Raw genomic sequence first — 25,439 nt, forward strand, 5'->3', positions numbered from 1 at the left:
ATAATTTACAGCTCTGCAATTTTTTATGATTTCAACCAGATAGCTCAACTCTAATCATCCCGATCTTTCCTGATCTTAGCCTGCGCCTTTATTTGTGCCCCTATCTCAGGATAGCGATGGACAATTCGCTCAAAATGTACTTTTCGTAGCTTGTATAAATCACAGTAGGTCACTGCCTTGATTGTAGCCGACCTAGTGGCGTCCAAAAACAGGGCAATCTCCCCGAAGAAATCCCCTTCATACAATCGGTCTATTTCCTTTCCGCTATCCCCTGAAAGTACTTGCAATTCCCCTTTCACCACAAAATACATCTCCTTTCCTTCGTCTCCATAGCTAAAAACCCGATCCTCTGGCGTCACTACCTCTGGCACCAAGTGCATAGAAATTTCCTTCACAAAGTCATCGGTACAAAACTGAAAAAGAGGGATTTTATTGATAATCTCCTTTTTCAGATGGAGTGAAACCTCTTTTTGCAAATGATCTGGCAATCCTTCCAAAAAATCCATTTCATTAAAGCCCATCCGCTTTTTCCACAGATAGGTATAATAATCGCGAATTTTTCCTTGTAGGCTTATCGGCAGTTGACGGTATTGAATCAGTGCCGTCAGCTTCTCTATGTTATGTTGATATTGGGCTTTTGCAGGGTCTGTTTTTGATATAATACCCGCCACATTACCTATTACATAACCATAAACAGCCACCCCTAATATCTCTACAAAAATGGTAAATATCATCTGTGTGTTATTATACTGATCGGGCGTAATATCACCATATCCCACCGTGGTAAGTGTGGTCACGCTCCAATAAAGTGCCCGGATGTAATTAGAAGTAGCATCAAACTCAGGTCGAATCCCCGAAATGTAAATCCAAGCACAACTGATCCAATGTGAAATATGAATCAACCAAATAAGCAGGTAACAAATCGCCAATTCCGTAGCCCGCTTTACTTCGTAGTGCCTAAAACGCGACATTATCCTCAACGCCTTGAAGATTTTGACTAGCATAAAAAGTTGGAAAAACGGATTGTAGGCTAAATACTTGAAAGGAATAATTGCAATAATATCAAGAATAAGCCAGTAGCGTAAATATACGCTTAAGCTGTCTTCGTCTTCAAAAAGAGAAGCAGTCGTATCCTTCTTGGCATTTACAATGCTTACCACTATATCCGCCAAAAAAATCCCACCTACCAAATCGATAATATAATGAACCCATGTAGGCTCAAACCCAAAGATGGTATCAAGAGGGATGAAAATAGCTACAAAACTCGTACTTATCAGAATCAACAAGTTCCAAGCTTTTACTGAGTATTTCTTTATCAACTATTCTTTTTTTTCTTCTTAACTAAAAACAAGACTTACGCATGATAGCACAAAACTAAAAGACATATCGGTTTAAAATGCTTATCAATGCCTTAAAAACAATTGTAGCAGAATCCAAAAATTCTACCTTATAACTTCTACCTTCTAAGATAGGATTTTCAGGTTAGAATAAAATCACTCGGACTTCAACATCAAAATATGCTTACTTTTCTCCCTAATCTCCCCTTCATTCATCATCATTTTCCTGAACTTACCATTTACAAATAGCTCTGCCTGATCGCTGTAATGTGGACTCATAAAATTACCAGACTGCCCCGTAGGCAACACACAAATAGCATTTTCAATATCATCAAAATCGATGATGATCCGCATTGCTGGACCTACTTTCACCTTATGCTCCAAGTCGGTAGAGATTGTAATTACCTGATTATTAATCGTCTCATTACTGCCATCCATGGGAAAAGGACCTACGTTAAAGAATTTATCGAGCGGGGCTTGGCTACCCAGCACATGTCCATGTTCCAATGTGTGCGAAAGCCCCCAAAGCCAAATCTCAGGATCTTGTCCTATCCCGTTCACCAACTGAAGCAAAGCAGAATCTAATGCAGCAATAACAGTTGCGCCTCTAGTTTCCTTTTCTGCTGTTTTCGAATTATCCCACCAAAGCGCTGCCTCATTATGGATAAGCTTATCCAAGCTCCTTTTCATAAAATGCGTGGAACGGAACGTGGAAAAATCTTTTTCACCCAATTCATCTTCAAAAGTCAGTTGAACTATCCACCCCAACCACTGGTAATAAATAGTTGGTGCAGCAATATCTATCTCACAAGCCCCGTCCCAATTTGCCAAAAGGTTCAATGCCCTTTCATGCGTATCACTCTTGCCAAAAGCTCCTTCTTGCCCCGCTATTTTCAATAGTTCCTCACATATTTCAATCGTTACGGGAGAGGTATTATCGTTGATCATGTTTTTCATTTCATCTACGCCCCAGCCTTCTGCTTTTTCCAGCATTTGCCGTATTTTCAAGCCCCTATCTTCGGGTACATAGTACCCGTGGTAAAGCCTACCTGCCACCGTATCGGGCTGGTTATTTGCCGAATAGACAAAGCCCGACTCCGGGTTTTCCAACTTCGGATTGTAGCTAAAGTCAAGAAAGCTTTTATAGTCATCCTCCCCACTTTCCCCACCTAAAAACATCTTAGGATGCACATGTGTGGGCCTATCGGGAATGGATGCCGCAGCCCACCAAGCAATATTTCCTTCTGCATCTCCGTACATCACATTTAACCCAGGCGCACGCAATTCAGATACCCCTTCCTTAAACTCAGCCATGTTTTTTGCATGAGAAAAACTATAAGCGACACCCAACAAATTAGCAGGCTTTTGAGTAAATGTCCACCAACAAGCCACCGGGTTCTTCTCTAGTTCGCCTACCGCATCCACCACCTTGTTTACTATAGGGCCATGCGATGATTTTTTTATTTCAAATACAATATCATCACCCCCTTTCACTTTTATGGTGTCTTTTCTTATCACTAAAGGAATCCATTCTCCTTCCTGCCTCACCAAGTTCTCGTCGTCCGGGTGTTGTTTTTCTACATAAAAATCAATGTCATCATTCTCAAACATAGTCAGCCCCCAAGCATGCCTGCGCGTATGCCCTACCAAGGGAAAAGGAAAGCCGCCCAGATGGTTGCCATATACGGAAAAGCCTGCTCCTTCCAAGTGCGCTTCGTACCACACCGCCGGCTGCGAATAACCAATATGTGTATCGTTACTGAAAAGTACTTTCCCACTCTTTGTCCGCTTGCCACTTAGCACCCAACCGTTGCTCCCCATAATCAGCGGCACGGGCAGCTTCTCCAACATTTGGGTAATGCTTTCACCAGCAGTTGCTTCCAAAATCACTGAATCTGGCAAGTCAGGATTGTTTATAGGAATAAGCTCCGCTCCCTCGGGCCAGTCTACTGCCAAAGAGTTCAAATATTCAGGACCTAAGTCCCTATGTATTTTTGTAACCAAAGGGTCAACTTTAAATGCTGCCGCAAAAGAAAATGCCATATACCCGGTAATATTATACACATCCTCCACTGTAAACTCCTCTTCGGGAATCCCCATAATCGCATACTCCGCCGGCAACGTGTTGTTAGCCATGTACTGGTTTATCCCATCCAAATATGCGAGTGTATATACCTCCTCGGGTTTATCAATTTCTCCGAAATACAGGTCCACCGCTTGCTTGCTATTTTCAGCGATCCCAAGTGTCCTGAAAAACTGATCCGTTTTTACAAAATCTGCCCCCAATATTTCCGAAAGCCTGCCCCCTCCTACTCTCCGCAGCATTTCCATCTGGAAAAGCCTGTCTTGCGCATGTACATAGCCCAAGCTTCGGTACAAATCCTCTAAGTCTTCCCCATAAATATGTGGGACCCCATACTCATCGTACAGCACCTCCGTAGTGGAATGGAGGTTAGAAATAGCCACCTCCCCATCGTACTGAGGCTTTTGCATTTGTAAATAAACAAACAGAGCAATAGCCCCAACGGTAAGGAGCAATACAATTCCTAGGAAAATTCTTTTGATAAGTTTCATGTAATAAGTGGTGTTGTAAAAGCAATCAAAAAAGCATATCCAACAGCAAGGAGCTTATTGGAGAATAAACCTACAACAAAATGGAAAGTTTGGCGAGAAAGGGGATGAATTTCTACCAACCGCTCATTAAATAGGCAACCTTTTCCCTACCTTTGATAGTTTCATATGATACTATCACGTTGATTATATTACCCGCTCACCAGACTCAAAATAGGAAGAAGAATTTCAAAAATAATACATCAACTTTATACCCTATTCTACATCAAGAATCAGATTATACCTTCCTTTGACATAGAATTTGAAAGGATGTATTTTAGCTTCCATCGCTTGACCTATTTTTTCTTTGTCTCTGAAGGAATAACACTTTTCTTCAAAGCGAATGGAATCACTCCCCTTAAGCGATTCCAACAAAATGTAGTCTACATTTGCGAGATAATTCCCCGCATAGTAACACATTGTATTTTGAGATAAAATGCTAATGCTATACGTTAGAGAGTCAATAACGTCTATGTCTTCTACATTAGTAACTGACTGGTCATAAGGACTCGAACCAAAAGGTCCTATTTTTTTTAGCGGATAAATAGTATCGAGTATATTCAAATAGATTGAAGGAGATTTTGTGGGTGAGAAGGGATCTTTTAATTTGACCTGAAAACAAATTTCATCATCCGTTTTATTTCTTACGTATATGTTGATGGCAGGATGACAACTCAAAAGTAAAAAGGATAAAGAAATTAATAAAACTATTTTCTGTTTCATTTTCAATGATTTACATAAAAAGGCTCATCTTCATTCTATATCAAAAACCCAATTATACCGAGACTTGAAAGTAACAGAAAGTCGATGATTTTTATCCTTAACTTCATTTACAACTTCATCTTTATAATTATAATCCAAATAAATACTATCAACTCCTATTGATGAACTTAACACAATGTATTCCACATTCGGACGATATTTTTTAGAAAAATAAAACATCGTTATCTCTGGCATAACATTTATGTTGTAAGTCACTGAATCAAATTTATCTATGCCTTCGATATCCATAACCGACTTACTATAAGGGTTCGGCCTTACTAAACGATTGATTTTCTTCAAAGAGTAAATAGTATCCAATTGGTTAAAATGAAAATCAGGCTCTAAATTCAGTTCATTCTTCAATTTGAATTTTAGAACAACATTTTTTTTGGACTTATTTCTAACATAAATAGTATATGGAATATGGCAACTTGATAGTAAGCAAAGAAGAGCAATCAACAAATAAAAAATGTTTTTCATGTTCAAAAAATTCAACATTAATACTTCCTAATCCACCTCCAACCCAAGCTTGTCCCTTAGCTCACTCAGAAGAGGAAATTTTTCGAGGAGGTACTCGTACTTTTCGTGGGAGGTGTAAGGTTCTAGCGTTCCTTTTGCCGCTTCGCCCACCGTGGCTTCAAACTCTATCACATCGTTTTTCAGCCTGGAGCTTAGCATCTGGTAGAGCATGGGAGTGAGCAGCCTGAACCGCTCTAGCAAGAGGCGGTTATTGAGCTTCACCACAATCTTGAACTCCCCTTGGAGGGAAAGTTCACCCTCATCCATTATGTACTGCTGTTGCTTATCGTTTACCTTCTTTTTTACCTCTTCTTTTATCTCGTTCCAGTGGGTCTGGAGTTTGTTAAGATCAAAAGGAGTTCGTCGGTTGCCCCGTTCACCTTCACGCTTGGCGCGCTCTTCGGCTTCTTGTTTTCGCTTCTGGTCATCCGCTTTTATCTTCTGCTTTACCTGGTCTATACTGGCGGGAACATTCGCCGTGGGCTTCACCGAAATACGGTTTTTCTTCCAAGCTAGCAGTTTGCTGCCTGTGAGGGGCTTTTCGTCGCTAACACTTTTTGCTACGCTATTTTTTTTTTACCCTGCATCTCCGCAGCCAACTTTATCGCATTGTTGATGTGGCTCATCTTCATGAGCGCCACCTCCACATGGAGCCGTTGGTTTTTGCTGCTTTTGTAGTTCAGGTCGCATTGGCTACCTATGTTGAGGGCAGTCATCAGGAAGGAAAGCTTGGCATCGACTGCTTGCTTTTTGTATTGTTCCCGCACATTGTCGGCAACTTCCAGCAGCTTGCTCGTTTCAGGGTCTTTGCAGACCATCAGGTTGCGCAAGTGCTCGCACAAGCCCGTAATGAACAAGTGCCCGTCAAAGCCCTTGCGGAGAATCTCATCAAAAATCGACCATGCCTGCGTAAGGTCTTCGCCCATCAGCGCTTCGGTGATCTTGAAAAAGTAATCGTAATCGAGGATGTTGAGGTTTTCCAGCGTGCCTTTGTAGGTCACATTCTTGTCGGTAGAAAACGTCACAATCATATCAAAAAGCGAAAGCGCATCACGAAGCGCACCGTCGGCTTTTTGGGCAATGAGGAACAACGCCTCAGGCTCGGCAGTAATGCCCTCTTTTTGGGCAATCCGTGCCAAGTGGTCGGCTATGTCCTGTACAGAGATTCGGTTGAAATCGAAAATCTGGCAACGCGACAAAATCGTAGGAATCACCTTGTGCTTTTCCGTAGTCGCCAAAATGAAAATGGCATACGGCGGCGGCTCCTCCAGCGTCTTCAAAAACGCATTGAAGGCCGCATTGGAAAGCATGTGCACCTCATCTATAATATACACCTTGTACTTGCCCGACTGAGGCGGGTAGCGCACTTGGTCAACTAAGTTCCGAATATCTTCGACAGAGTTGTTAGATGCGGCATCAAGTTCATAGATATTAAATGAGTTGGACTGATCGAGCACCGTTTCTTCGGTCTGCTCTTCGTGGTTGATCTTCCGTGCAAGAATCCGTGCACAAGTAGTCTTGCCCACGCCCCTTGGCCCGCAAAAAAGAAACGCTTGCGCCAAGTGGTTGCTCTCGATCGCATTTTGCAGTGTGGTAGTGATATGCGACTGCCCTACCACATCTTCAAAAGACACGGGACGGTACTTCCTAGCCGATACTACAAAATTTTCCATGGCGCAAGTTAGTAATTCCCACCAAATTTAGGGAAGCCCAAAGAGGGAAATTTGACATTGTAAAAACAGTGAGGAGACATTTTTTGCACAACCCATTGGTAATCAGAAAGAGTTGGCGATAATTTTTCTTGGGCGCACTCTCGCAATGCCCGTCCCGGGTGGTCAAGCCACCCCACACACCAGCCATTTCGGTCTTGCCCTACCCTCTTTCCCCAGTGCGCACAAATCGTTTTGCCGCCAGCCGTTCCCCATACCTTTCTCCTTTATCACTAATCTTGGTACATCATCGAACTACTCTCTCAAGGAAGAACCTAGCTTTTTCATCCTAACTCCCAACCGTCCACCTAAACGATGTTACAAATCCATTTTTTATAGGATAATATTACCCATATATCTAAACAATATTTGGCGAAAGGCGCATGGCCCAATAGATAAGGCAAGGTATTACCAAAAGGTTAAATGAATGTAAAATACCAAAGAAACTACTTTATTAGAATAATACAATTATTTTGGGTAAATTATCCAATTTTAAAAAACTACAAAACATTTAATTATACAAATATTTTATTGCACTTTTCCATAAAAACCTATGATAAACCTGTAAATCTTAAAAAAAAATAGATTTTAATCTGAAATTAAACACTCCATTTGTTGCGTGGAATAAATAATTTAGTACATTTGTATCGAAGCAAATATTTAGTGTTTTGCACTAAATAATTCTTTTTCATAGCTGGTTGAAAGAATCACAAGGGGTAGATGAACATCTACCCTTGTGTCTTTTCTAGGGGCCAAGTTTTATAAACCAAAGCACCCCTAAATAAACCAATCAGGAATCCAATCAATTTGACTTACTTCCATCTCTCAAATCTTCAGGTCGGCTGTATTGCGGATCGGAGAGCAGATCATAATCCGTCAGGCTCAATACAAATGCTTTCAGGGCCACTTTATCATCCTTATTTAACCTAACACCACCTCTTTTCACCTGCTTCATGAGTGGGTGCGCATTTTGTGTATCCACCAATCCATCCGAATAAAAATCTATTACTTCATCTAGCGATGTGTAGCGGCCATCGTGCATGTAGGGGCTTCGCACAGCAGCATTAATGAGCGATGGTGCTCGGTAAGCTCCTTTGTCTTTCACATCAGCCGTAATGGCAAAGCGGTCTTTGGAGTCGAAAAATGATTTATCTTTAGCATTGTTGTAAAACAGATTGGTGGTCATCAGTACCGAACCGCCATGACAGTGAAAGCAATCACCCTCTTCTGAAAAAAACAATTCCATTCCCCTTGTTTCCAAAGCAGTAAGTTCGGCTTCTTCCCGCATGTACTGATGGAACTTACTTCGGTACGAAACGATGCTCCGCACAAACTGGGCAATCGCCTTGCTTATCCTATCGATATTGACCTCTTCACTTCCAAAAGCATCTCGGAACATAGGCTTGTAGCTATCAATCCCTGCAATGGTTTTTACCGTTTGCTCTATGCTCCCGTTCATTTCGTGAGGCGCAGCTATGCTCATCCACACCAAAGATTCTATGTTTTGATAATGAAAACTACTGTCCGCCGGAACTTGATAACTGGACGAACCTAGCAATTCATTGTCTTCATGCACAAACCCGTTCCACAAATACCCTTTATGGTTATAGACCAAGTTTACCAGAGCCATCCCTGTGTGCGAAGTCTGCTTTCCTTCGGGGTACGTTGCCGAAGGCAGTCCTTTTGGATAAACCTGATCAGCCTCTACTGGGGCAAAATCGAAGCCTTTTTCCTGATTGTGGCATGAACTACAGCTCATGAGCGAGTCGGGGTGCGTCCTGCCCGAAAGGCGACCATCGTAGAATAGATACCTCCCCAGCTTCACTCCTTCTACCGTCATCGGGTTATCGGAAGGAATGTTCAAGTTACGAGGGAAATAATCCATATCGGGAAACTCATAGGGAGTGGGCAAATAAAACTCCGTTTCCCCAGTGCTTGGGTTCACATCTTGTTGGCAAGCATTGAATATCGCCAACCCAAAAAACAACGTTGAACAAAAAAGTAACAATCTAGCAGTTTTCATTTATAGAATAGTTGAGGTTGGTAGGAATAATTTGATAATAATCAGAAGGCCATTGGAGGCAAGATGGAAAAAACATCTTTTCCATTTTCGCAAGCCAAGCCCATCGCTTCTTGGTTTTGCATGATCTTGCCCCCTATTTGGTCCAGATCATAGATAGTAGGATTTTCAAACCATTTATCTACATTCATCACTAGCGTGATCGAATTATTTTTCTCTTTTTCAAACTGGAATCCCTCCAAAGGAAGCGTGACTTCAAACCAATTTTGGACAAAACCAATGACTTCTCCTTGTCCATTCCTCCTCTGCCCCACTCCCAAATGCAAGTTGAAAGCATCTCGCTCTTGGCTGGCATTTTCCCAAAAGCCATTGAGCTTCATGTAATGATAGCCGCCCTCTTTACCTCCCAAATGCATGGGCCAGAGCATGTCGCTTTCGGGTGGGTCGGTAAACTGGTAAGGCTTGTTTTTTTCACCCCTCAAACCAAAAGTAAAAGCAATAGCAGTATAATTCCCTTCAGGTAACTCATCGGCAATTTCCCAGCTTAGGCTTTCTGGAATATCCGTATCTACGTAATGGGAAAAGCCTTTTGAATCTAGCCGAAGCTCCTCCCCACTTTCCTTCACCAATTGTACATCTGAAATAAACCACTGAATCTCATTTACTTCGTAGCGATTTCCAGCTGCATTGATATACATCAACGTATCTACCACCAGCGGCTTTCCCTCTACCCAGTGCTCAAATTCTAAAACCACCCCCATTTCTTGCTTGGCAACCTCTTGCTTCACTTGGGCGCATTGCATGCAGAATAGAAGGGGGAATAATATAAATAAGGCAATCGAACAATTTTTAAATGAAAACATGGCTCTCATTTTAGTAGGTTAAAAAAGTGATGGAGGTGATTCACTTATCTCATCAACTCAAGGTCCTGCTTATCGGCAAAAACCTTCTCATAGATCACACATAAAATTACCAAAGGGTTGGGTGGGAAATTGGGGAATTTGACCAAAAAGGTGATTTGTACCACAAAGGAATGAGTTTGTGCTATTAAAAAACCGCCTGCCGTGTATTTCTACACAACTAGGCGGCATTGCTAACTAACTTAAGATGTTCGTTGAATTATTTAGCTCCAGCTATAAGACTTGAAAAGCTTAACCCTAGAGGAACTACTGTTCCTGAAAGCTGAGATTCTTGAAAATGGATTGGAAAACCTCATTCCTTCTTCATCTGACTCTCTATCAAAAAAACCTTTTGGGGTTTCTTCTTGAACAAGCTCTACTTTTTTCTTTTTCTTGAACACCTCATTGCCCACTCCCGCTCTTAGCAATTCTCCAATTGCCCTAGCACTTGCTACCTTTCTGGCAGGCATCACCTTCTCGTTGTATTCAAATACATCCGATACACTCCCGAGGCAATGCTCGCCAAGATGTGGTTCAAACGATCTGAAAACCTCTCTGGCATGGTACTCGCCCCGCTCTTCGTCTAGCCTTACGGTAGCATCTATGTACAAGCCCAACAACCATGTGAGAGCTACTTTGGGCAGGTCTTCGTCCCATTGCGACGCATTGAATCCCGACATTAGCCCTGCACTTGTATAAAGTCTACCGTTAATGTGTTTATAAATTTTTCGAGCTTTCAGCCCTTCTAGCACAGGAAATGGCAATGCGATAGCCAATAGCTGACCCACCCTAAACCTTTCGTCCTTATCTTCTCCCTCTACCGAATCGTAAAGGTAATCTTCCGAAGTATTCCAGAATGTTTTTACAAAACTTTTCTTCACCTCACCAGCCATACTCCGGTACGTACCCGAGCTTTGGTTCTTATTGGTAAGATCAAGCAAATAGCTATATGCCTTGAGTGCATTATACCAGAGAGCATTTATCTCTACCAACTTCCCACTTCTTGTTTCCTTGTCGTCGTAGCTCAAACAGCTCATACCGCTCTTTACCACGCTGGCTGTTACCAGCCCGTCCATATCTACCCTCAAGCCCGAATGAACCCCGGCCCTAAACCATTCTATCACCTTGCGCATAACGTGCATTATCTCCTTGCGCACAAAATCTATATCGCCCGTAAACTTGCAATACTCATATGCAGCGTTAAACAGCCACAAGGGGGCATCTATAGCCAAGGTAGCATCTACGCCTTGTTTCCTGCTCAAAAAATCCTCTTCTATTTTTTGAGCCCAATAGCTCAGTATGTTTTTGGCATCTCCGTAGCGACCCGAAGCTAAGCACAGACCGGGAAGCGCCATTAACGAGTCTCTCGCCGTTTCTCCAGACCAATGGTAGCCAGAAAGAATATTCCGTTGATTTTTGCCAGCATACACTATAAACTGGTCTCCAGCTAACACAAGCTGCTCCATAAATTCGTCATCGTAATTGAGGCTTGTGGTCAGCACTTGTCTTCTTGCCCGTTCTTTTTCCATCAAAGAAAATGCATTTTGAAAAGCAACATTTTCTAAAGAAACTGTAATTCCAAGTTTCTCTCCTGGAGCTAGGTTCAAACTAAAACTTCCCGGTGTGAACAGGTCTTCACAGTTCCCTTCTTGCCCAGGCTCACCTTCAAGGTATTCAAACTGATAATACCAATCGGGCTTATGTTTAAAAGAAGCCCCAGGCACATTCACAAACAAACCTGGCACTTGGTCACTGGCATGATACTCTAGCTGTCCAAGCTTAAAATCGGCTACTGGGCTCATTGTATCAGCAGCATTTCGCAACTCGCTCACGTCCCTTGCCCCTATGAGCGGGCAAAGCTCCATGGTAAAGCTATTTGGAGCTTCGAGTACTTCATAGATAATCACCACCGTGTTTTCCCCAGAAATAGCGGCAAATGTTTTCTTAAGCGTGATATCTCCAACCTTGTAGGTAAGCGAAGGGAACAAGCTCCGCTTAAATTGTTGCATAAACAGATGCCCATTTGGATAAACTGCATTGAGGTACTTGTTGGAAGCAAGCTCTATCCGTTTATCACCCATCACTATCGTTTCATCAAGCTTCGATAGCATGTTCAAGGGTTCATCGAAACCAGGCACTGCCGCAACTAGCAGTCCGTGGTACCTTCTTCTGTTTGCCCCGGTCACAGTGGAGCTAGTCCAGCCTCCAAGACCGTTGCTTTCAACCCACTCAGATTCTGTAGCACGGTTGAAATCTCTTAAAACTTTTTGGTTAACAGTTAAATTCATGTCAGGACGTAATTAAAGGATTCACATATAATGGATACTCTTGTTAGTCGGATTGGTTCTTTTATATGAATCTGTAAACAGGGAAGCTAGAAAATAGCCCGCCCCAAAAAATAAGCTTATGCACCAGATAAGAAACATACCATAATAAAACCTATAAAAAGGTTTTCCAATGGCAAAAGCTAAGGTTTATGAAAGTAATGTGCTAATGAATCGATTTTACACCAAAGTGATGCAAAACTTAATATTTGATGGTCTGAAAAACTTTATTACTTGAATATACAACATCTAAATCAATTAGAAAAACAAGGTGAGTTTATGTGTAATGACACTTAATTTTTTCCTAACACATTAATTTATAGCTATATACATCCCTAACACATAAATAAGGACAATTGTTCATAAGGTTACCTCAAAAACAACGTGTTAATTTTCCATGAAAAATACAGAAGATTCTTAGTTAGTTGACATATTTTTTTTACCCGCCTTTTTAAAAACAGATTTCAAATAGTGTAAAACCAAAACTTATACTCCTCATCAACAGACTATTAATATTTCAACCTCAAAACAGCCGCTAGCTTTTTTACAGGCTAAAAACAATAATAAGTTTACACGATATTAAAAAGAGAAGAAATTCTAGAAAAAACTAAGATCATGTTTAAAAATTTTAAATAGGCATTTTTTTGATCCTATTAAGTATTATTTGGCAGTTTTGCCATAAAACCCAAGCTTCTTGGCTTTTGGTAGTTTTTTCATAGTCTTTGGACAGCCTCCGGAAGAAATTGAACGTGCCGAATGTCCTCTCGGTGACCCATCTCCACTTGATGGGCACAAAGCCCCTGGGGGTTGGGGGACAAGAGGATATCTCGACCTCTACGCCCCTTATGTTGTCCTCTACCCATCCGGTGAACTTCTTTTTATAGGCCTGGTCTGCCAGGATCTTTTCCATCCTGTGCAGGTAGCCCAAGAGGGGCTCCACCACCCGTTGCCCTATCGTGCCGTCATGCTCGTTGGCGCCAGTGGCGACCACTCCCCATACCAGCCCGAGCGTATCGGTGATGACGTGCCTTTTTCTCCCGTTCACCTTCTTGTTGCCGTCCAGCCCCGTGTCCTGCCCGATAAAAGGCGCGCACTTTACCGACTGGCTATCAATGGAAAGCATGCTCGGGGTCGCCTTCTTGCCCTTCCTCTTGCGCTCTAGTTGGTTGAGTGCCGCGTTCAGCCGAAAAAGCGTGTTGTCCCCCTGCCACTTGCGGAAATAATAGTATACCACATTCCAAGGAGGGCGTCCCTCGCCCGAGAGGCTGCGCCACTGCTGTCCGCTGCGCATGCAGTACAAGATCGAGTCCACCACGTCCCTGAGGTCATATTTGCGTTTCCTTTCCACGGGAAGATATTCTTTTATATATTGCCATTGCCGGGAGGTCAAGCGGGTATATCCTGTTTCCATAAACTTTGTTGTTTCGTCACTACAAAGTTTTAGCCTGCCCGGCTCTTTTCAAAATTTAAACATGCTCTAAACTAAGCCATTCATACGACAAAGCATTTCTTTGTTACAAGATGGTGACAATTTTTCGTTTTTATTTTTCACACAAAAAAGCCAGACTTTCCGGCCTGGCTCATTCATTATCAAAAATAACAGGAAATTCTATAAAAGCTCATTGGCTAAGTTGGCTAGCTCGGAACGTTCTCCTTTTTCCAGCTTCACATGCGCTGCCAACGGATGCCCATGAATCCTATCGATAAGGTAGGACAAGCCATTACTTTGGGTATCGAGGTAAGGGGTGTCTATTTGGTAGATGTCCCCCGTAAAAACAATCTTGGTATTTTCCCCTGCCCTACTGATAATGGTTTTCACCTCGTGAGGCGTGAGGTTTTGTGCCTCATCTACTATGAAAAAAATATTGGACAAACTCCGCCCACGGATGTAGGCAAGCGGCGTAATCACCAACTTGTCATTTTCAAGCATCTCGTTGATGCGCTTATACTCCTTATCCCCTTCTCTAAACTGATTTCGAATAAACTTTAGGTTATCGTAAAGCGGCTCCATATAAGGATTGATCTTCGATTTTATATCGCCGGGCAAAAAACCGATATCCTTATTACTGAGTGGAACAATAGGTCTTGCCAAAAAGATTTGATGGAACTCGGTTCTTTGTTCCACTGCAGCAGCCAGCGCCAAAAGAGTTTTTCCCGTTCCGGCTACACCTTGCAACGTTACCAACTTCACTGCGGGGTTTAGCAGCGCATGGAGGGCGAATACCTGCTCTGCATTTCGAGGCTTTATCCCATAAGCATTTCGCTTTTCCACCCGCTCTATCAGCTTTGAATCTGGGTTAAAATAAGCCAACGCCGAGGAGCTTGTATTTTTGATGATAAAATACTGATTGACCTCTGGAGGATGTACAAATGGAAAATCTTTTGATTCGCAAGTCCCTGCCTGATACAGTGTATCTACCGCATCGGTAGTTGCATTTTCAACCAAAAGCTTTCCTGAATACAGTTCACTTACATCCCTGATCTTTCCTGTTTCATAGTCCGCTGCGGTTAAGTCTAGCGATTTGGCTTTTATTCGTAAGTTGATGTCTTTACTTACCAGAATCACCTTCCTGTCAGAATATTTATTGGATAGGCCAATGGCTACATTTAATATTCGGTGATCGGCTTTGTTTGCCCCAAAAAGCTCACAAGCGTCAGGCTTGCTCTTTTCTTCCATAATCACCTTAATTTTCCCCGTACCCTTCTTGCCCAATGACACCCATTCGTGCAACGTTTCTTTATCTGAAACCCCATCCATGAACCGGGTAAACTCACGGGCATTAAAATTCAAGGTATCGTTCCCCTTTTTGAAGTGATCTAATTCTTCTAATACAGAAATGGGGATGGCAATATCATTTTCTTCGAAGTTCGTAACCGAAGCGTGGTCATACAGGATAACCGAGGTGTCTAGCACAAAAATCTTTGGGTGTGCTTTTTTCTTTCTAGGCATATTTATGAGTTAGTTTTTATAAATAAGCAAGTCAAAACTTGCTGAAAATGCAATTCAACCAACCTCCATCCAAACCGTCATACTACTTACCAAGTATACCAATTACTCCGTCCAATAAAGAAAGAAACCCTTCTTTTTTCTAACGTTCGTACACCCGACCTTTCCATATTACTTTTATTGGCAAAAAATAAAAAATGACCATTAGGAAAGACAAAACCATCACATAAGGCTCATAAAAGAGCAGGGCAACCATATTTCTCCACTGCCCAAACCGAACCAGCCCCGACCCTATCACCAAAGCTTGTATGCCAGTTTTCAGTATAAAAACAAGCAAAGCAAGTTCAAAATTCACAAATGAAAAAAACAGAATGGCAGGAAAATAAAGCGCTTGGAGAAAAAGCACAACAAGCATATAAAATGGAAGCTTCATCGCTCCTTTCATCCACCGCTTCCGCTGGTGCAACAAGGAAAGCAAACCTTCAATAGGTTGTGTAAAAGCCATCACTCCAGTTTGCATAATGTTTTTGAAGCGAAAACCTTTCCCCACTACTGCTTTGAACATGGCATAATCTTCGATAATGGAAAATGGAAGGCTTTCGTAGCCACCTACAGCAAAGTATGCCTTACGGCTCAGCAGCATATTGTTCCCCATTGAAGTAACCGGCAGACCCAAATCCGATACGATTTTTATCATTTGCTGGGCATATAGCCAATCGACCGCCTGCAACTTTCCCCACAGCATGTTGCTCCTTATCATCGTAAAACCTGTTACCACTCCATATCCTTTCTGGGCAACATTTACCATGTCAGTCGCCCAACTTGCAGGCACTTCTACGTCTGCATCGGTAAAAAGGAAAAACTCTCCCTTTGCTTTCTTAGCCAATTGGGCAAGCACATTTGCCTTCCCTTTTGCCTTGCCAAGTTGCTCATGAATATCAACCAAATGGAACCCAGGTTTTCCTTCTACATACATCTGCACCTTGCTAAAAGTATCGTCCTCAGAAGCATCGTTCCCTATCCATACATCAAACATTCCTTTCGGATAATCCAGTTTTTCCATCGCCCTAAGGCAGGCAAGTATATTCTCCGATTCATTTCGGGCAGCTATCAAAATACTTACAAAAGGAAGGGAGTTCTCCAAAGCTTAAGGTTTCGTGTTTCTAAAAAAAATTTACAAAAAATAGGGCTGTATTGGGGAAAAACAAAATATTGATCGCTAAGAAAAAGTTTATTTATTGAATGAATAGCATAAATTTTGCCTTATACTCATTCCCTTCTACTAAGCCACTAACCCTTAAAAACCTTTTAACTGAAACCCAGACAGCTTTTTTTGCGGAAAACTGTCAAAAAAACATATGTATCAACCGCTTGATTCACAAGCATTTTATTAAATTGAACGGATTATTTAATGGCTATGAAATCCTTACCTCAATATTTCTTTCAACTCGGGGCACTTTCCCTTACCATGATGGCATGCTGGTCAGGTTTTATGGCCCTCGCCAGCGACTATCTCAACATTGGTCCAGCAGAAGCATCAATGTCCGAAGTTGAATCTATGCTTCTCGTGCTTGCAGTCTGCGTCCTTCAAACAGTTCTTTCTACCGCACTTATCAGCCAATCTTCTTGGAAAGGATTCAAGCTTATCATTACCTTTTTTATAGTAATGTTCGGCATCCAATTTCTGCTTACCCAAGCAGAAAACTACTTTCTCCACGGTAACGTAACGCTGCCCGATGGGCTCATTGAAGGAATATTGATAGCAGGTGGCGCACTTTCCCTCATCTATTCTATAGCCGCTGTGGTTATTATGGGCTTCCACCGCATCAAAAACTCCGAGCGCTATTTTAGGGCACAAAGAGAAAGGCGAAGCTATAGTGCAAAATTTTACTTTAGACTTCTTTTTTCAGCGGCGGTCATCTATCCAGCCATCTACTTTCTTGCTGGATATTTTATCTTGTGGCAGTTCGAAGCTGCTCGCCTTTACTATGCCAACAGCAGTAACAAGCTTCCATTTTTAGAGCATATGCAGCAACTTTTTTCCCAGAGCTCTGGCTCTCTTTATTTCCTACAAGTAATTAGAGGAGCAATTTGGACAATTATAGGCATGCTTCTTTTTAACATGCTAAAAAGCCATGTCACCATCAAAGCAATCCTCATTGCACTTACTTTCTCCCTTTTCATGGGACTTCAACTCCTCATCCCCAATCCATTTATGCCGACCCCCGTACGCCATGCCCACCTCCTCGAACTCCTGCCGTCTAACTTCATTTGGGGTATTGTTTTAGTATGGTTTGCCCTCAGGCCTAGCAAGAAAAAAGCTCTCTATTAGAAGAGGACATGCACATAGAAAGCCAAACCCTAAAAAGCCACTGAAGATGGACTTCAGTGGCTTTTTAGGGTTTACAAGGAAGGAAAATTATTATATTTGCTTAAAGCTTTTTTCATACTTACCAACAAGTAGCTTTTCACCGACTCTCCTACCTTCACCACCTTATTTTCAACTCCAAAGATTTAACTACTAGACTCAATTATTCTCTAACCACAAGAATTAAAAACATGAAAAATCTATTGCTAATAATCAACATTTCGTGCCTTATACTTTCGTGTACGCCTACAAGTGAACAAGAATCAAAAATGGAATACCCAAAAACCAAGAAAATAGACCAAACAGACGATTTTTTCGGAGTTCAGGTCACCGACCCTTATCGCTGGCTAGAACAAACAGATGCACCAGAAGTAAAAGAATGGGTTGAAGCTGAAAACAAAGTCACATTTAGTTACTTGGGAAAAATACCTTACCGTGAAAAACTAAAAAGCAGGCTACAAACACTCTGGGATTACGAAAAACTTTCTGCACCACGCAAAAGAGGAGATTACACTTATTATTATAAGAATGATGGTCTACAAAATCAGTCGGTACTTTATCGCACAAAAGACGATGCCGAAGAAGTTTTTCTTGACCCTAATAAACTTTCTGAAGATGGCACTACATCACTGTCAGGCAGTTCATTTACCAAAGATGGGAGTTTGTTTGCTTACTCTATTTCTCAAGGTGGATCGGACTGGAGAGAGATTTACATAAAAAATACTGATACAGGCGAATTGCTAGAAGACAAAATTATAGATGCAAAGTTTACAGGAATTACATGGAAAGGAAACGAGGGGTTTTATTACAGTAGTTACGACAGACCCAAAGAGGGAAACAAACTAGTAGCCAAGACTCAATTCCATAAATTGTATTACCACAAATTGGGCACTCCACAAAGCGAAGACGTCTTGATTTTTGGAGGAGAAGAAACTCCACGCAGATACATTGGGGCTAGTATTACAAAAGATGAGCGCTTTCTAGTAATTTCAGCTTCAGAGAGCACCAGTGGCAACGAACTGTACATTCAAGAGCTGAGTAAGGAAAATAGTGAAATCATACCTATTGTGACCAACTTCGAAAACGAACATTCGCTGATTGCAAACGATGATGATAAATTGATGATATACACCAACCTCAATGCACCTAACAACAAAGTAGTTGAAACTAGCATTGATAACCCAAGCCCTGATACTTGGAAAGAGCTAATTCCCGAAACTGAAAATGTACTTTCTGTTTCAACAGCGGGAGGTAAAATATTTGCCAGCTATTTGGTAGATGCAAAAAGTGAAATAAAGCAGTTTGACAAAAACGGAACACTAGAAAGAACCATCGGTCTTCCAGGGATTGGTTCGGCAGGTGGCTTTTATGGAGAAGAGGAAGACACGGAGTTGTATTATACGTTCACCTCTTTTATCGACCCCTCAACTATTTACAAATACAATATTGCCAGCGGTGAATCTGAACTTTATTGGCAGCCAGAAATTGATTTTGACTTCGGCAACTACGAAACCAAGCAAGTTTTTTATACAAGTAAAGACGGGACAAAAGTACCTATGTTTATCACCCACAAAAAAGGCATTGAGCTAAACGGTAAAAACCCAACTTACCTATATGCTTATGGAGGTTTCAATATCAGTTTAACACCTAGATTTAGCACAGCAAGGTTGGTATGGTTGGAACACGGCGGAATTTATGCGCAGCCAAACCTACGCGGCGGAGGGGAATACGGAGAAGAATGGCACAAGGCAGGTACAAAAATGCAAAAACAAAATGTGTTTGACGATTTTATTGCTGCTGCTGAATACCTTGAAAAAGAAAAGTATACTTCTAGTAAATACTTGGCTATTGCCGGCGGATCAAATGGAGGTTTGCTAGTGGGGGCAACTATGACCCAACGCCCTAACCTAGCGAAAGTAGCTTTCCCCGCTGTAGGGGTAATGGACATGTTGCGTTACCATAAATTCACCGCAGGTGCAGGCTGGGCCTATGATTACGGTACTGCCGATGATTCTAAAGAAATGTTTGAATACCTAAAAGGCTACTCGCCTGTTCACAATGTGGAGGCTGGAACTGCCTACCCAGCAACTATGGTCACCACAGCTGATCACGACGACCGTGTAGTGCCAGGGCATTCATTCAAGTTTGCTGCAGAGTTACAAGAGAAACAAGCAGGCAGCAATCCGGTTCTCATCAGAATTGAAACCAAAGCTGGGCATGGAGCGGGTAAGCCTACCTCAAAAATCATTGAAGAAAACGCCGATAAATGGGCTTTTGCCTTTTACAATATGGGGTTTGAGAAGCTTCCCTAAATAAAAGTGCGACGAGTTTCAAAAAACGAAATGACATAACCCATTCCCACAAAACAAAAAAGCCCGGTGCATCACACCGGGCCTTTCCCAAACCTCTCTAATAACTTTAAACTCTAACTTATTTCTGCTTTTTTCTTCTTGCTTGGTACAAACATATAGGTTCTTGTCCCATTCATTATCATCAATACCCTTGAGCTAGTATTTTTCCTGTTGAGCAGGAATATTAAGCGATAAAGCAGAATGGTTATTTTTTTAAGGTGAGTCCAAAAAAAGCAAACCCCTTTGTGCTGTACAGCACAAAGGGGTTTCAAATTCAATGCTTCTTTTCAGGTCAGATCAACTCCACATCATCTACATTTCGTTCCGAAATCTTGAAGAATTCCTTGTGCGAGTTGAAAGGTTTGTTTTTACCCGAATCTATCTTCACATAGCTGCCATCTTCTTGCATCTCGTACGAGTTCACATTGTCTTTCATATTGAAATCCAAGATCGTGATTGCTTCTCTGATACTTCGCTTATCGATGTAGCGGAACAACGACTCAATCCTTCTGTCAAAGCTTCGTACCATCGCATCGGCACTTCCTCCATAAATAATCGGGTCGCCATTGTTGTGGAAATAGAAGATACGAGAGTGTTCCAAATAGTCACCTACAATAGACCGTACAATAATATTTTCACTGAGCCCTTTCCTGCCCGGGCGAAGCGAACAAATCCCTCGTACTATCAGTTTTATGGAAACACCCGCTTGCGATGCCTTATACAAAGCATTGATAAACTTCTTGTCTTGCAGGGAATTCACTTTTATATATACCCCACTTGGCAAACCTTTTTTCGCATTTTCCGCCTCTTGCTCTATCAGCTGTATCAGCTTGTTCCGCATCTCTACTGGTGCGGTAAGGAGATACTTATATTGCTTAGGATATGAATGCCCGGTAATAGCGTTGAAAAACTCCGATACATCGTTAGCATACTGATCTTTGGTCGTGATCAAGCTCATATCGGTATAAAGCCTGCTCGTGTCCTCGTTGTAGTTACCGCTCGACATGTGCACGTACCTCGTTACCTTATCCCCATCTTTTCTTACAATCAACAGCACCTTGGTATGAGTTTTCAACTGGCTCATTCCATGGATAATAAAACACCCTGCTTCTTCGAGTTTCTGCGCTTCTTTAATGTTATTTTCCTCATCAAAACGAGCTTTCAACTCAAACAACACCGAAACGTGCTTACCATTTTCGGCCGCTTTTTTCAGTGCTGTGGTAATCCTCGAATCTTTCGCCAGCCTATAAATAGTGATCTTGATGGCCAACACATCAGGATCTTCCGCCGAAGCTTCTATGAGCGTAAGCAACGGTTCAATACTATTGTAGGGATGGTGCAACAGCACATCATTCTTCTTAAAAAGCTGGAAGATCGACTCCGTATTGTTCTCCGGGATAGAAAGCGGACGCACAGGTTTCTTCGGAGGCGGTTGCAAGTGCTTGAATGAGCTATGCTTTATCACCTGCCAAAGCGAAGTATAATCTATTACCGAATGAATTTCGAAGATATTAAACTCATCTATGTCCCATTTGCCAGAAAGCTGCTTTATCAGCCATTTAGATGCACCAGGCTCTATTTCTAGCCTTACTACCCTGCCCGTCCGGCGGCTCTGGAGCTTGTATTTAATTTCTTCTATAAAATCAGTTTCCAAATCCTCACTTTCCTCTAGGGTAAAGTCACCGTTTCGGGTAATTCGGAAAAGGTTGATCGATTGGATATCAACATTTCTGTAGAGACGATGAATTTTTTCTCGAATAATAGATTCAATAGGCACAAAAATCACCTGATCGTCCCTGTAAATCTCGAAAAATCGGGGAAGGTTTGGCGGCACTTGCACAAACGAAAGCTTGTTTTGCGCCTTGCCATCAACGTTATCCCTTGTCACTATCCCAAATATCAATACCTTGTTCATTAAGGTTGGGAAAATGCGGTAGGTATCCGTCATCATCGGGGTGAGCATTGGGAAGATTACCTTGTTGAAGTAGGCAAAAGAAGAATCTTTTTCCTCATCGGTAAGCTGATCTACGTTTAGTATTTTAAACCCGTTTTTCGCAAACTCAGGCACTAAGTTTTTGAGAAAATACTCATCTTGATCTTTCACAAACTGCTGAACACCTTCCAGCAACGTAAGCCTAAAGGGTTCTTCCGACAACCCCGAATAATCTACCCTGTGCTTGTTATAGTCTATGTAATTGTAAAGGCTACCTACCCTTACCATAAAAAACTCATCGAGATTAGATGCCGTGATGGCCATGAACTTAAGCCGTTCAAAAACCGTCCGCTTGGTATTCCTTGCCTGATCCAACACTCGGAAATTGAACTGTAACCAGCTCAAATCCCTGCTTATCAGGTCACTTTTATTTATCAAGGCATTTACTCTTTCCTTAAATATACTCTTAGTCACGGTCATTAAGCTTTTATATATGGTTTTCCCTTTTTCAAATGGGGATAAAAAATCATGAATAAACAACAGTTAGGCTTCACTGCACAAAATACATTATTAAACTCAATTTTTCCATTTCTACCAAGTTCTATTTCGCATGGCTAACTCGCTTTAAAATTAGAATGACCTTTCGACAAAAAAAAGAAAATATCATTAAGAGACTGTTCATACTACATATTCTTTTCCATTCCTTTTATTCTTCTGCCAATTCATGCTTACATTCGTACGATAAACTTCCCACCAACCCCACTGCATTTTTTAATACTATTGACAACGCTTGTAAGTAACCTATGAATTACCATGAAAACCTTATTCTTCATTATTATCTCTACCATGCTAAGTTCCATCCAATTTGCCGAAGCACAAAAACTCTCCAAAACACTGCCTTCCGAAAAGGAAAGCAACATTAAGCTGGAGTACGATCAAAAAAACGGAACCTATAATTTCTCTCCCAGAGACGAGACACTTCCAACAACATCATCGTTCCAATATACTTCTGTAAATGGATTTTTTATAGCCGATGTGTTTTTAGGAAAGAAACCTTCCAATGGAAAAATAGGCTTTCGGGTCACCCCTTCAACTAATAGCTCCGCACCCATTGCCGGTTTTTTAGTAGAAGGAAACAAAGTTTCCATAGTAGATACCGAAGGAAAATCACACGATATCCAACAAGAAAACACCGACTTTTTACGCATAGAAAAACGCGACAGCATATTAAATTTTTACCTGAAGGGAGAAAATGACTTACTTGAAAAAGTAGGAAAAGTCAACTCTTCCACAGTAGATATAAATATTGGGCTTTATATTGAAGACATCCAAGGCGAAGCATCTTTCTATAACTTCAGGCTGAGCCAGCCCATTTACAACCCAACAGGAAGCCGTAGCTTAACAAGCCGCTTGGAAATACTGGATATCAATACCTTGCGGCGAAATATTGTATACGAAAACTTCCAGCATTTTGAAGCCCCAAACTGGAGTAGGGATGGCAAAACACTTATTTTCAATCAAGAAGGGCGGTTATACAAAATTCCCATAAACGGGGGGAAGCCTAAGCTTATAAAAACAGGAGACGCACAAAAGCTCAACAACGACCATGGACTTTCGCCAGATGGAAAAATGCTCGCCATCAGCCATCACGACGGGGAATTTAGAACTGCAGACAACTCTACGGTGTATGTATTACCTTCCAAAGGAGGAAGGCCGAAAAAAGTAACCACGAACAACCCATCTTATTGGCATGGCTGGTCGCCCGATGGCAAAACACTTGCCTATGTAGGTAGAAGAAATGGGCAATACGATATTTATACCATCCCCGTGGAAGGCGGTGAAGAAACTCGCCTCACAACAGCAGAAGGCTTGGATGATGGCCCTGATTATTCTCCTGATGGCAAGTATATTTTCTTCAATTCTGACCGGACAGGCAGTATGGATATTTGGAGGATGGATACCGATGGACAAAACCAAACCCAGATTACCGATGACCCTTTCCAAAACTGGTTTCCACACCCTTCGCCCGATGGCAAATGGATCGTTTTCCTTTCTTACCCTCCTGAAGTAGGCGCTGGCCTCCACCCTCCCAACCTCAAAGTAATGCTTCGTATGATGCCTTTGGAGGGCGGTCCAATAAAAGTTTTGGCTTATCTTTATGGCGGGCAGGGAACTATAAATGTCCCGTCTTGGTCGCCCGATGGGCAAAAATTTGCGTTCGTTTCTTATTCTTATTGATGTATGAAAACCCTTTTTCTGACAACAACTGGTGCGATCATCCGCTCGTGCCCTACATTTTATGTTAAAAAAGTCTCATGTATACGCTCAACTAATCACCTATTTCATCCTATTACTTTTTGTATGAAAACACTTTTTCTAATTTCCCTTTCCCTGCTTGCCTTTACACAACCTCTCTTTTCCCAAAACCTTCCCTTGGCAAAGCAACAAGTAGATACGCTCTGCTCTCCAGCAATGCTCGGGAGAGGCTATAATTCCGAAGGAGATAAAAAAGCTGCCGAGTACATCCGCAACGAGTTCAAAAGCATCGGTTTGGAAGACATAGCCGAAGACTATTACCAAAAATTTCAGCTCAATGTGAACACTTTCCCCAACCAAGTGTACCTCAAGCTAGGTAAAAAAACATTGATCCCCGGCAGAGATTTCATCCCCGACCCCTCTTCGGGCAATGCTTGGGGCAAAGGAAAGCTCATCCAGCTCGACACCCTCATTTTCTCCGATTCGGTGGCTCAAGAGAAGTTTTTACAGCAAGATTTGATAGGCAACGTCTTGGTGTACGACGAAAAGTTTGATGCAGCCGTGTACAAACTTCCCCGCAAGCCAATGGTCAAACTTATGCAAGCGGCGGCGGTAATTGTACTCGTAGATAAACTCACCTTTGGTGTAGGCAGGCAACAAATGAGGTTTGGAAAGTTCAAAGTACTGAAATCAAGCTTCGATGCCAAAGCCAAGAAAGTACACTACCAACTGGTGGCAGAGCTCAAAGAGCGATACATCACCCAAAACGTGATGGGGATGGTGGAAGGAACGGCAAAGCCCGACTCCTTTCTGATTGTAAGCGCACACTACGACCACCTCGGCACACTCGGTGAAAATGTGTATTTCCCAGGCGGAAACGACAATGCCAGCGGCACCGCACTCCTCTTACAAATGGCAAAGCATTTTAAGGAAACCCCCCCTGCTTTTTCCATCATTTTCATTGCTTTTGGGGCAGAAGAAGCGGGGCTGGTAGGCTCGCAATACTACGTCCATTACCCCATAGTTCCGCTCGACAAAACCGCTTTTATGCTCAACCTTGACCTCATAGGCACGGGCGAAGAAGGAGTGATGGTGGTAAATGGGTTGATATTTCAAGATGAATTCAAGCTGCTGGAAGAAGTGAATAAAAAGGGCGGCTACCTTTCGGAAATCAAAAAACGGGGAAAAGCCGCCAATTCCGACCATTATCCCTTCTCCGAAAACGGAGTTAAATCCTTCTTTTTCTACCTCATGGGAGATTGGAAAAATTATCACGACATTTACGACGACAACCAAGTGCCGCTCACGAAGTTTCCCGAAACCTTCAAGCTCTGCGTCGACTTTTTGGATGCTTTGCAAGAGCGTAGTTAACCCAAGGGCTATGGCATACAGCCTTTTTGTTAA

The 25,439-nt window shown here is 42.0% G+C and carries 17 protein-coding genes; 4 read left to right on the plus strand and 13 right to left on the minus strand.

The annotated features are described in order from the left end of the window. Nucleotides 1–50 precede the first annotated feature (50 nt). From R9C00_18800 to R9C00_18855, 12 genes are all read right to left on the minus strand, one after another. Complete coding sequence (locus tag R9C00_18800) at nt 51–1,319, minus strand: cyclic nucleotide-binding domain-containing protein (GenBank protein ID WPO33750.1); 1,269 nt, start codon at nt 1,317–1,319, stop codon at nt 51–53. A 174-nt stretch (nt 1,320–1,493) separates the two neighbouring features. Continuing rightward, nucleotides 1,494–3,911 carry a penicillin acylase family protein gene (locus R9C00_18805; GenBank protein ID WPO33751.1) on the minus strand — a complete coding sequence of 806 codons (2,418 nt, stop codon included), beginning with the start codon at nt 3,909–3,911 and terminating at the stop codon, nt 1,494–1,496. A 252-nt stretch (nt 3,912–4,163) separates the two neighbouring features. After that, entirely contained in the window at nt 4,164–4,670 is a 507-nt protein-coding gene (locus R9C00_18810; protein ID WPO33752.1) for a hypothetical protein, read from the minus strand. Nucleotides 4,671–4,700: 30 nt separating this feature from the next. Then, entirely contained in the window at nt 4,701–5,189 is a 489-nt protein-coding gene (locus R9C00_18815; GenBank protein ID WPO33753.1) for a hypothetical protein, read from the minus strand. A gap of 27 nt (nt 5,190–5,216) precedes the next feature. After that, nucleotides 5,217–5,717, minus strand: coding sequence for a hypothetical protein (locus R9C00_18820; GenBank protein ID WPO33754.1), 501 nt, complete (start codon nt 5,715–5,717; stop codon nt 5,217–5,219). 71 nt (nt 5,718–5,788) lie between these two features. Next, nucleotides 5,789–6,901 carry a DNA polymerase III subunit gamma/tau gene (dnaX, locus tag R9C00_18825; protein WPO33755.1) on the minus strand — a complete coding sequence of 371 codons (1,113 nt, stop codon included), beginning with the start codon at nt 6,899–6,901 and terminating at the stop codon, nt 5,789–5,791. An 838-nt stretch (nt 6,902–7,739) separates the two neighbouring features. Then, on the minus strand, nt 7,740–8,960 hold the full coding sequence (locus R9C00_18830) for a cytochrome c peroxidase (GenBank protein WPO33756.1): 1,221 nt from the start codon (nt 8,958–8,960) through the stop codon (nt 7,740–7,742). 41 nt (nt 8,961–9,001) lie between these two features. After that, a complete protein-coding gene (locus R9C00_18835) occupies nt 9,002–9,820 on the minus strand; it encodes an MbnP family protein (GenBank protein ID WPO33757.1) in 819 nt (272 codons plus the stop codon). Between the two features lie 260 nt (nt 9,821–10,080). Continuing rightward, a complete protein-coding gene (locus R9C00_18840) occupies nt 10,081–12,144 on the minus strand; it encodes a glycogen debranching enzyme N-terminal domain-containing protein (GenBank protein WPO33758.1) in 2,064 nt (687 codons plus the stop codon). 664 nt (nt 12,145–12,808) lie between these two features. After that, entirely contained in the window at nt 12,809–13,591 is a 783-nt protein-coding gene (locus R9C00_18845) for an IS5 family transposase (GenBank protein WPO33759.1), read from the minus strand. Nucleotides 13,592–13,789: 198 nt separating this feature from the next. Next, a complete protein-coding gene (locus R9C00_18850) occupies nt 13,790–15,130 on the minus strand; it encodes a PhoH family protein (protein WPO33760.1) in 1,341 nt (446 codons plus the stop codon). A gap of 139 nt (nt 15,131–15,269) precedes the next feature. Next, nucleotides 15,270–16,271 (minus strand): glycosyltransferase, encoded by a 1,002-nt coding sequence (locus R9C00_18855; GenBank protein WPO33761.1) that lies wholly within the window; start codon nt 16,269–16,271, stop codon nt 15,270–15,272. A gap of 267 nt (nt 16,272–16,538) precedes the next feature. On the opposite strand from R9C00_18855, the gene R9C00_18860 reads away from it, so the two are divergent. Together R9C00_18860 and R9C00_18865 are read left to right on the plus strand one after the other, a co-directional pair. Further along, nucleotides 16,539–17,459 carry a hypothetical protein gene (locus tag R9C00_18860; GenBank protein WPO33762.1) on the plus strand — a complete coding sequence of 307 codons (921 nt, stop codon included), beginning with the start codon at nt 16,539–16,541 and terminating at the stop codon, nt 17,457–17,459. 305 nt (nt 17,460–17,764) lie between these two features. Continuing rightward, complete coding sequence (locus tag R9C00_18865; GenBank protein WPO33763.1) at nt 17,765–19,807, plus strand: prolyl oligopeptidase family serine peptidase; 2,043 nt, start codon at nt 17,765–17,767, stop codon at nt 19,805–19,807. Between the two features lie 331 nt (nt 19,808–20,138). Here the strand turns inward: R9C00_18865 and ppk1 are convergent, their stop codons facing one another. After that, the gene (gene ppk1, locus R9C00_18870) at nt 20,139–22,259 is read right to left on the minus strand and encodes a polyphosphate kinase 1 (protein WPO33764.1); all 2,121 of its coding nucleotides are present in this window, start codon (nt 22,257–22,259) and stop codon (nt 20,139–20,141) included. Between the two features lie 333 nt (nt 22,260–22,592). Here ppk1 and R9C00_18875 point away from each other — a divergent pair, with 333 nt between their 5' ends. Together R9C00_18875 and R9C00_18880 are read left to right on the plus strand one after the other, a co-directional pair. After that, on the plus strand, nt 22,593–24,017 hold the full coding sequence (locus R9C00_18875) for a biopolymer transporter TolR (protein WPO33765.1): 1,425 nt from the start codon (nt 22,593–22,595) through the stop codon (nt 24,015–24,017). A gap of 123 nt (nt 24,018–24,140) precedes the next feature. Next, nucleotides 24,141–25,406, plus strand: coding sequence for a M28 family peptidase (locus R9C00_18880; GenBank protein ID WPO33766.1), 1,266 nt, complete (start codon nt 24,141–24,143; stop codon nt 25,404–25,406). Nucleotides 25,407–25,439: the final 33 nt, after the last annotated feature.

The organism is Flammeovirgaceae bacterium SG7u.111 (assembly GCA_034044135.1).
In the GTDB taxonomy this organism is placed as follows: Bacteria; Bacteroidota; Bacteroidia; order Cytophagales; family Flammeovirgaceae.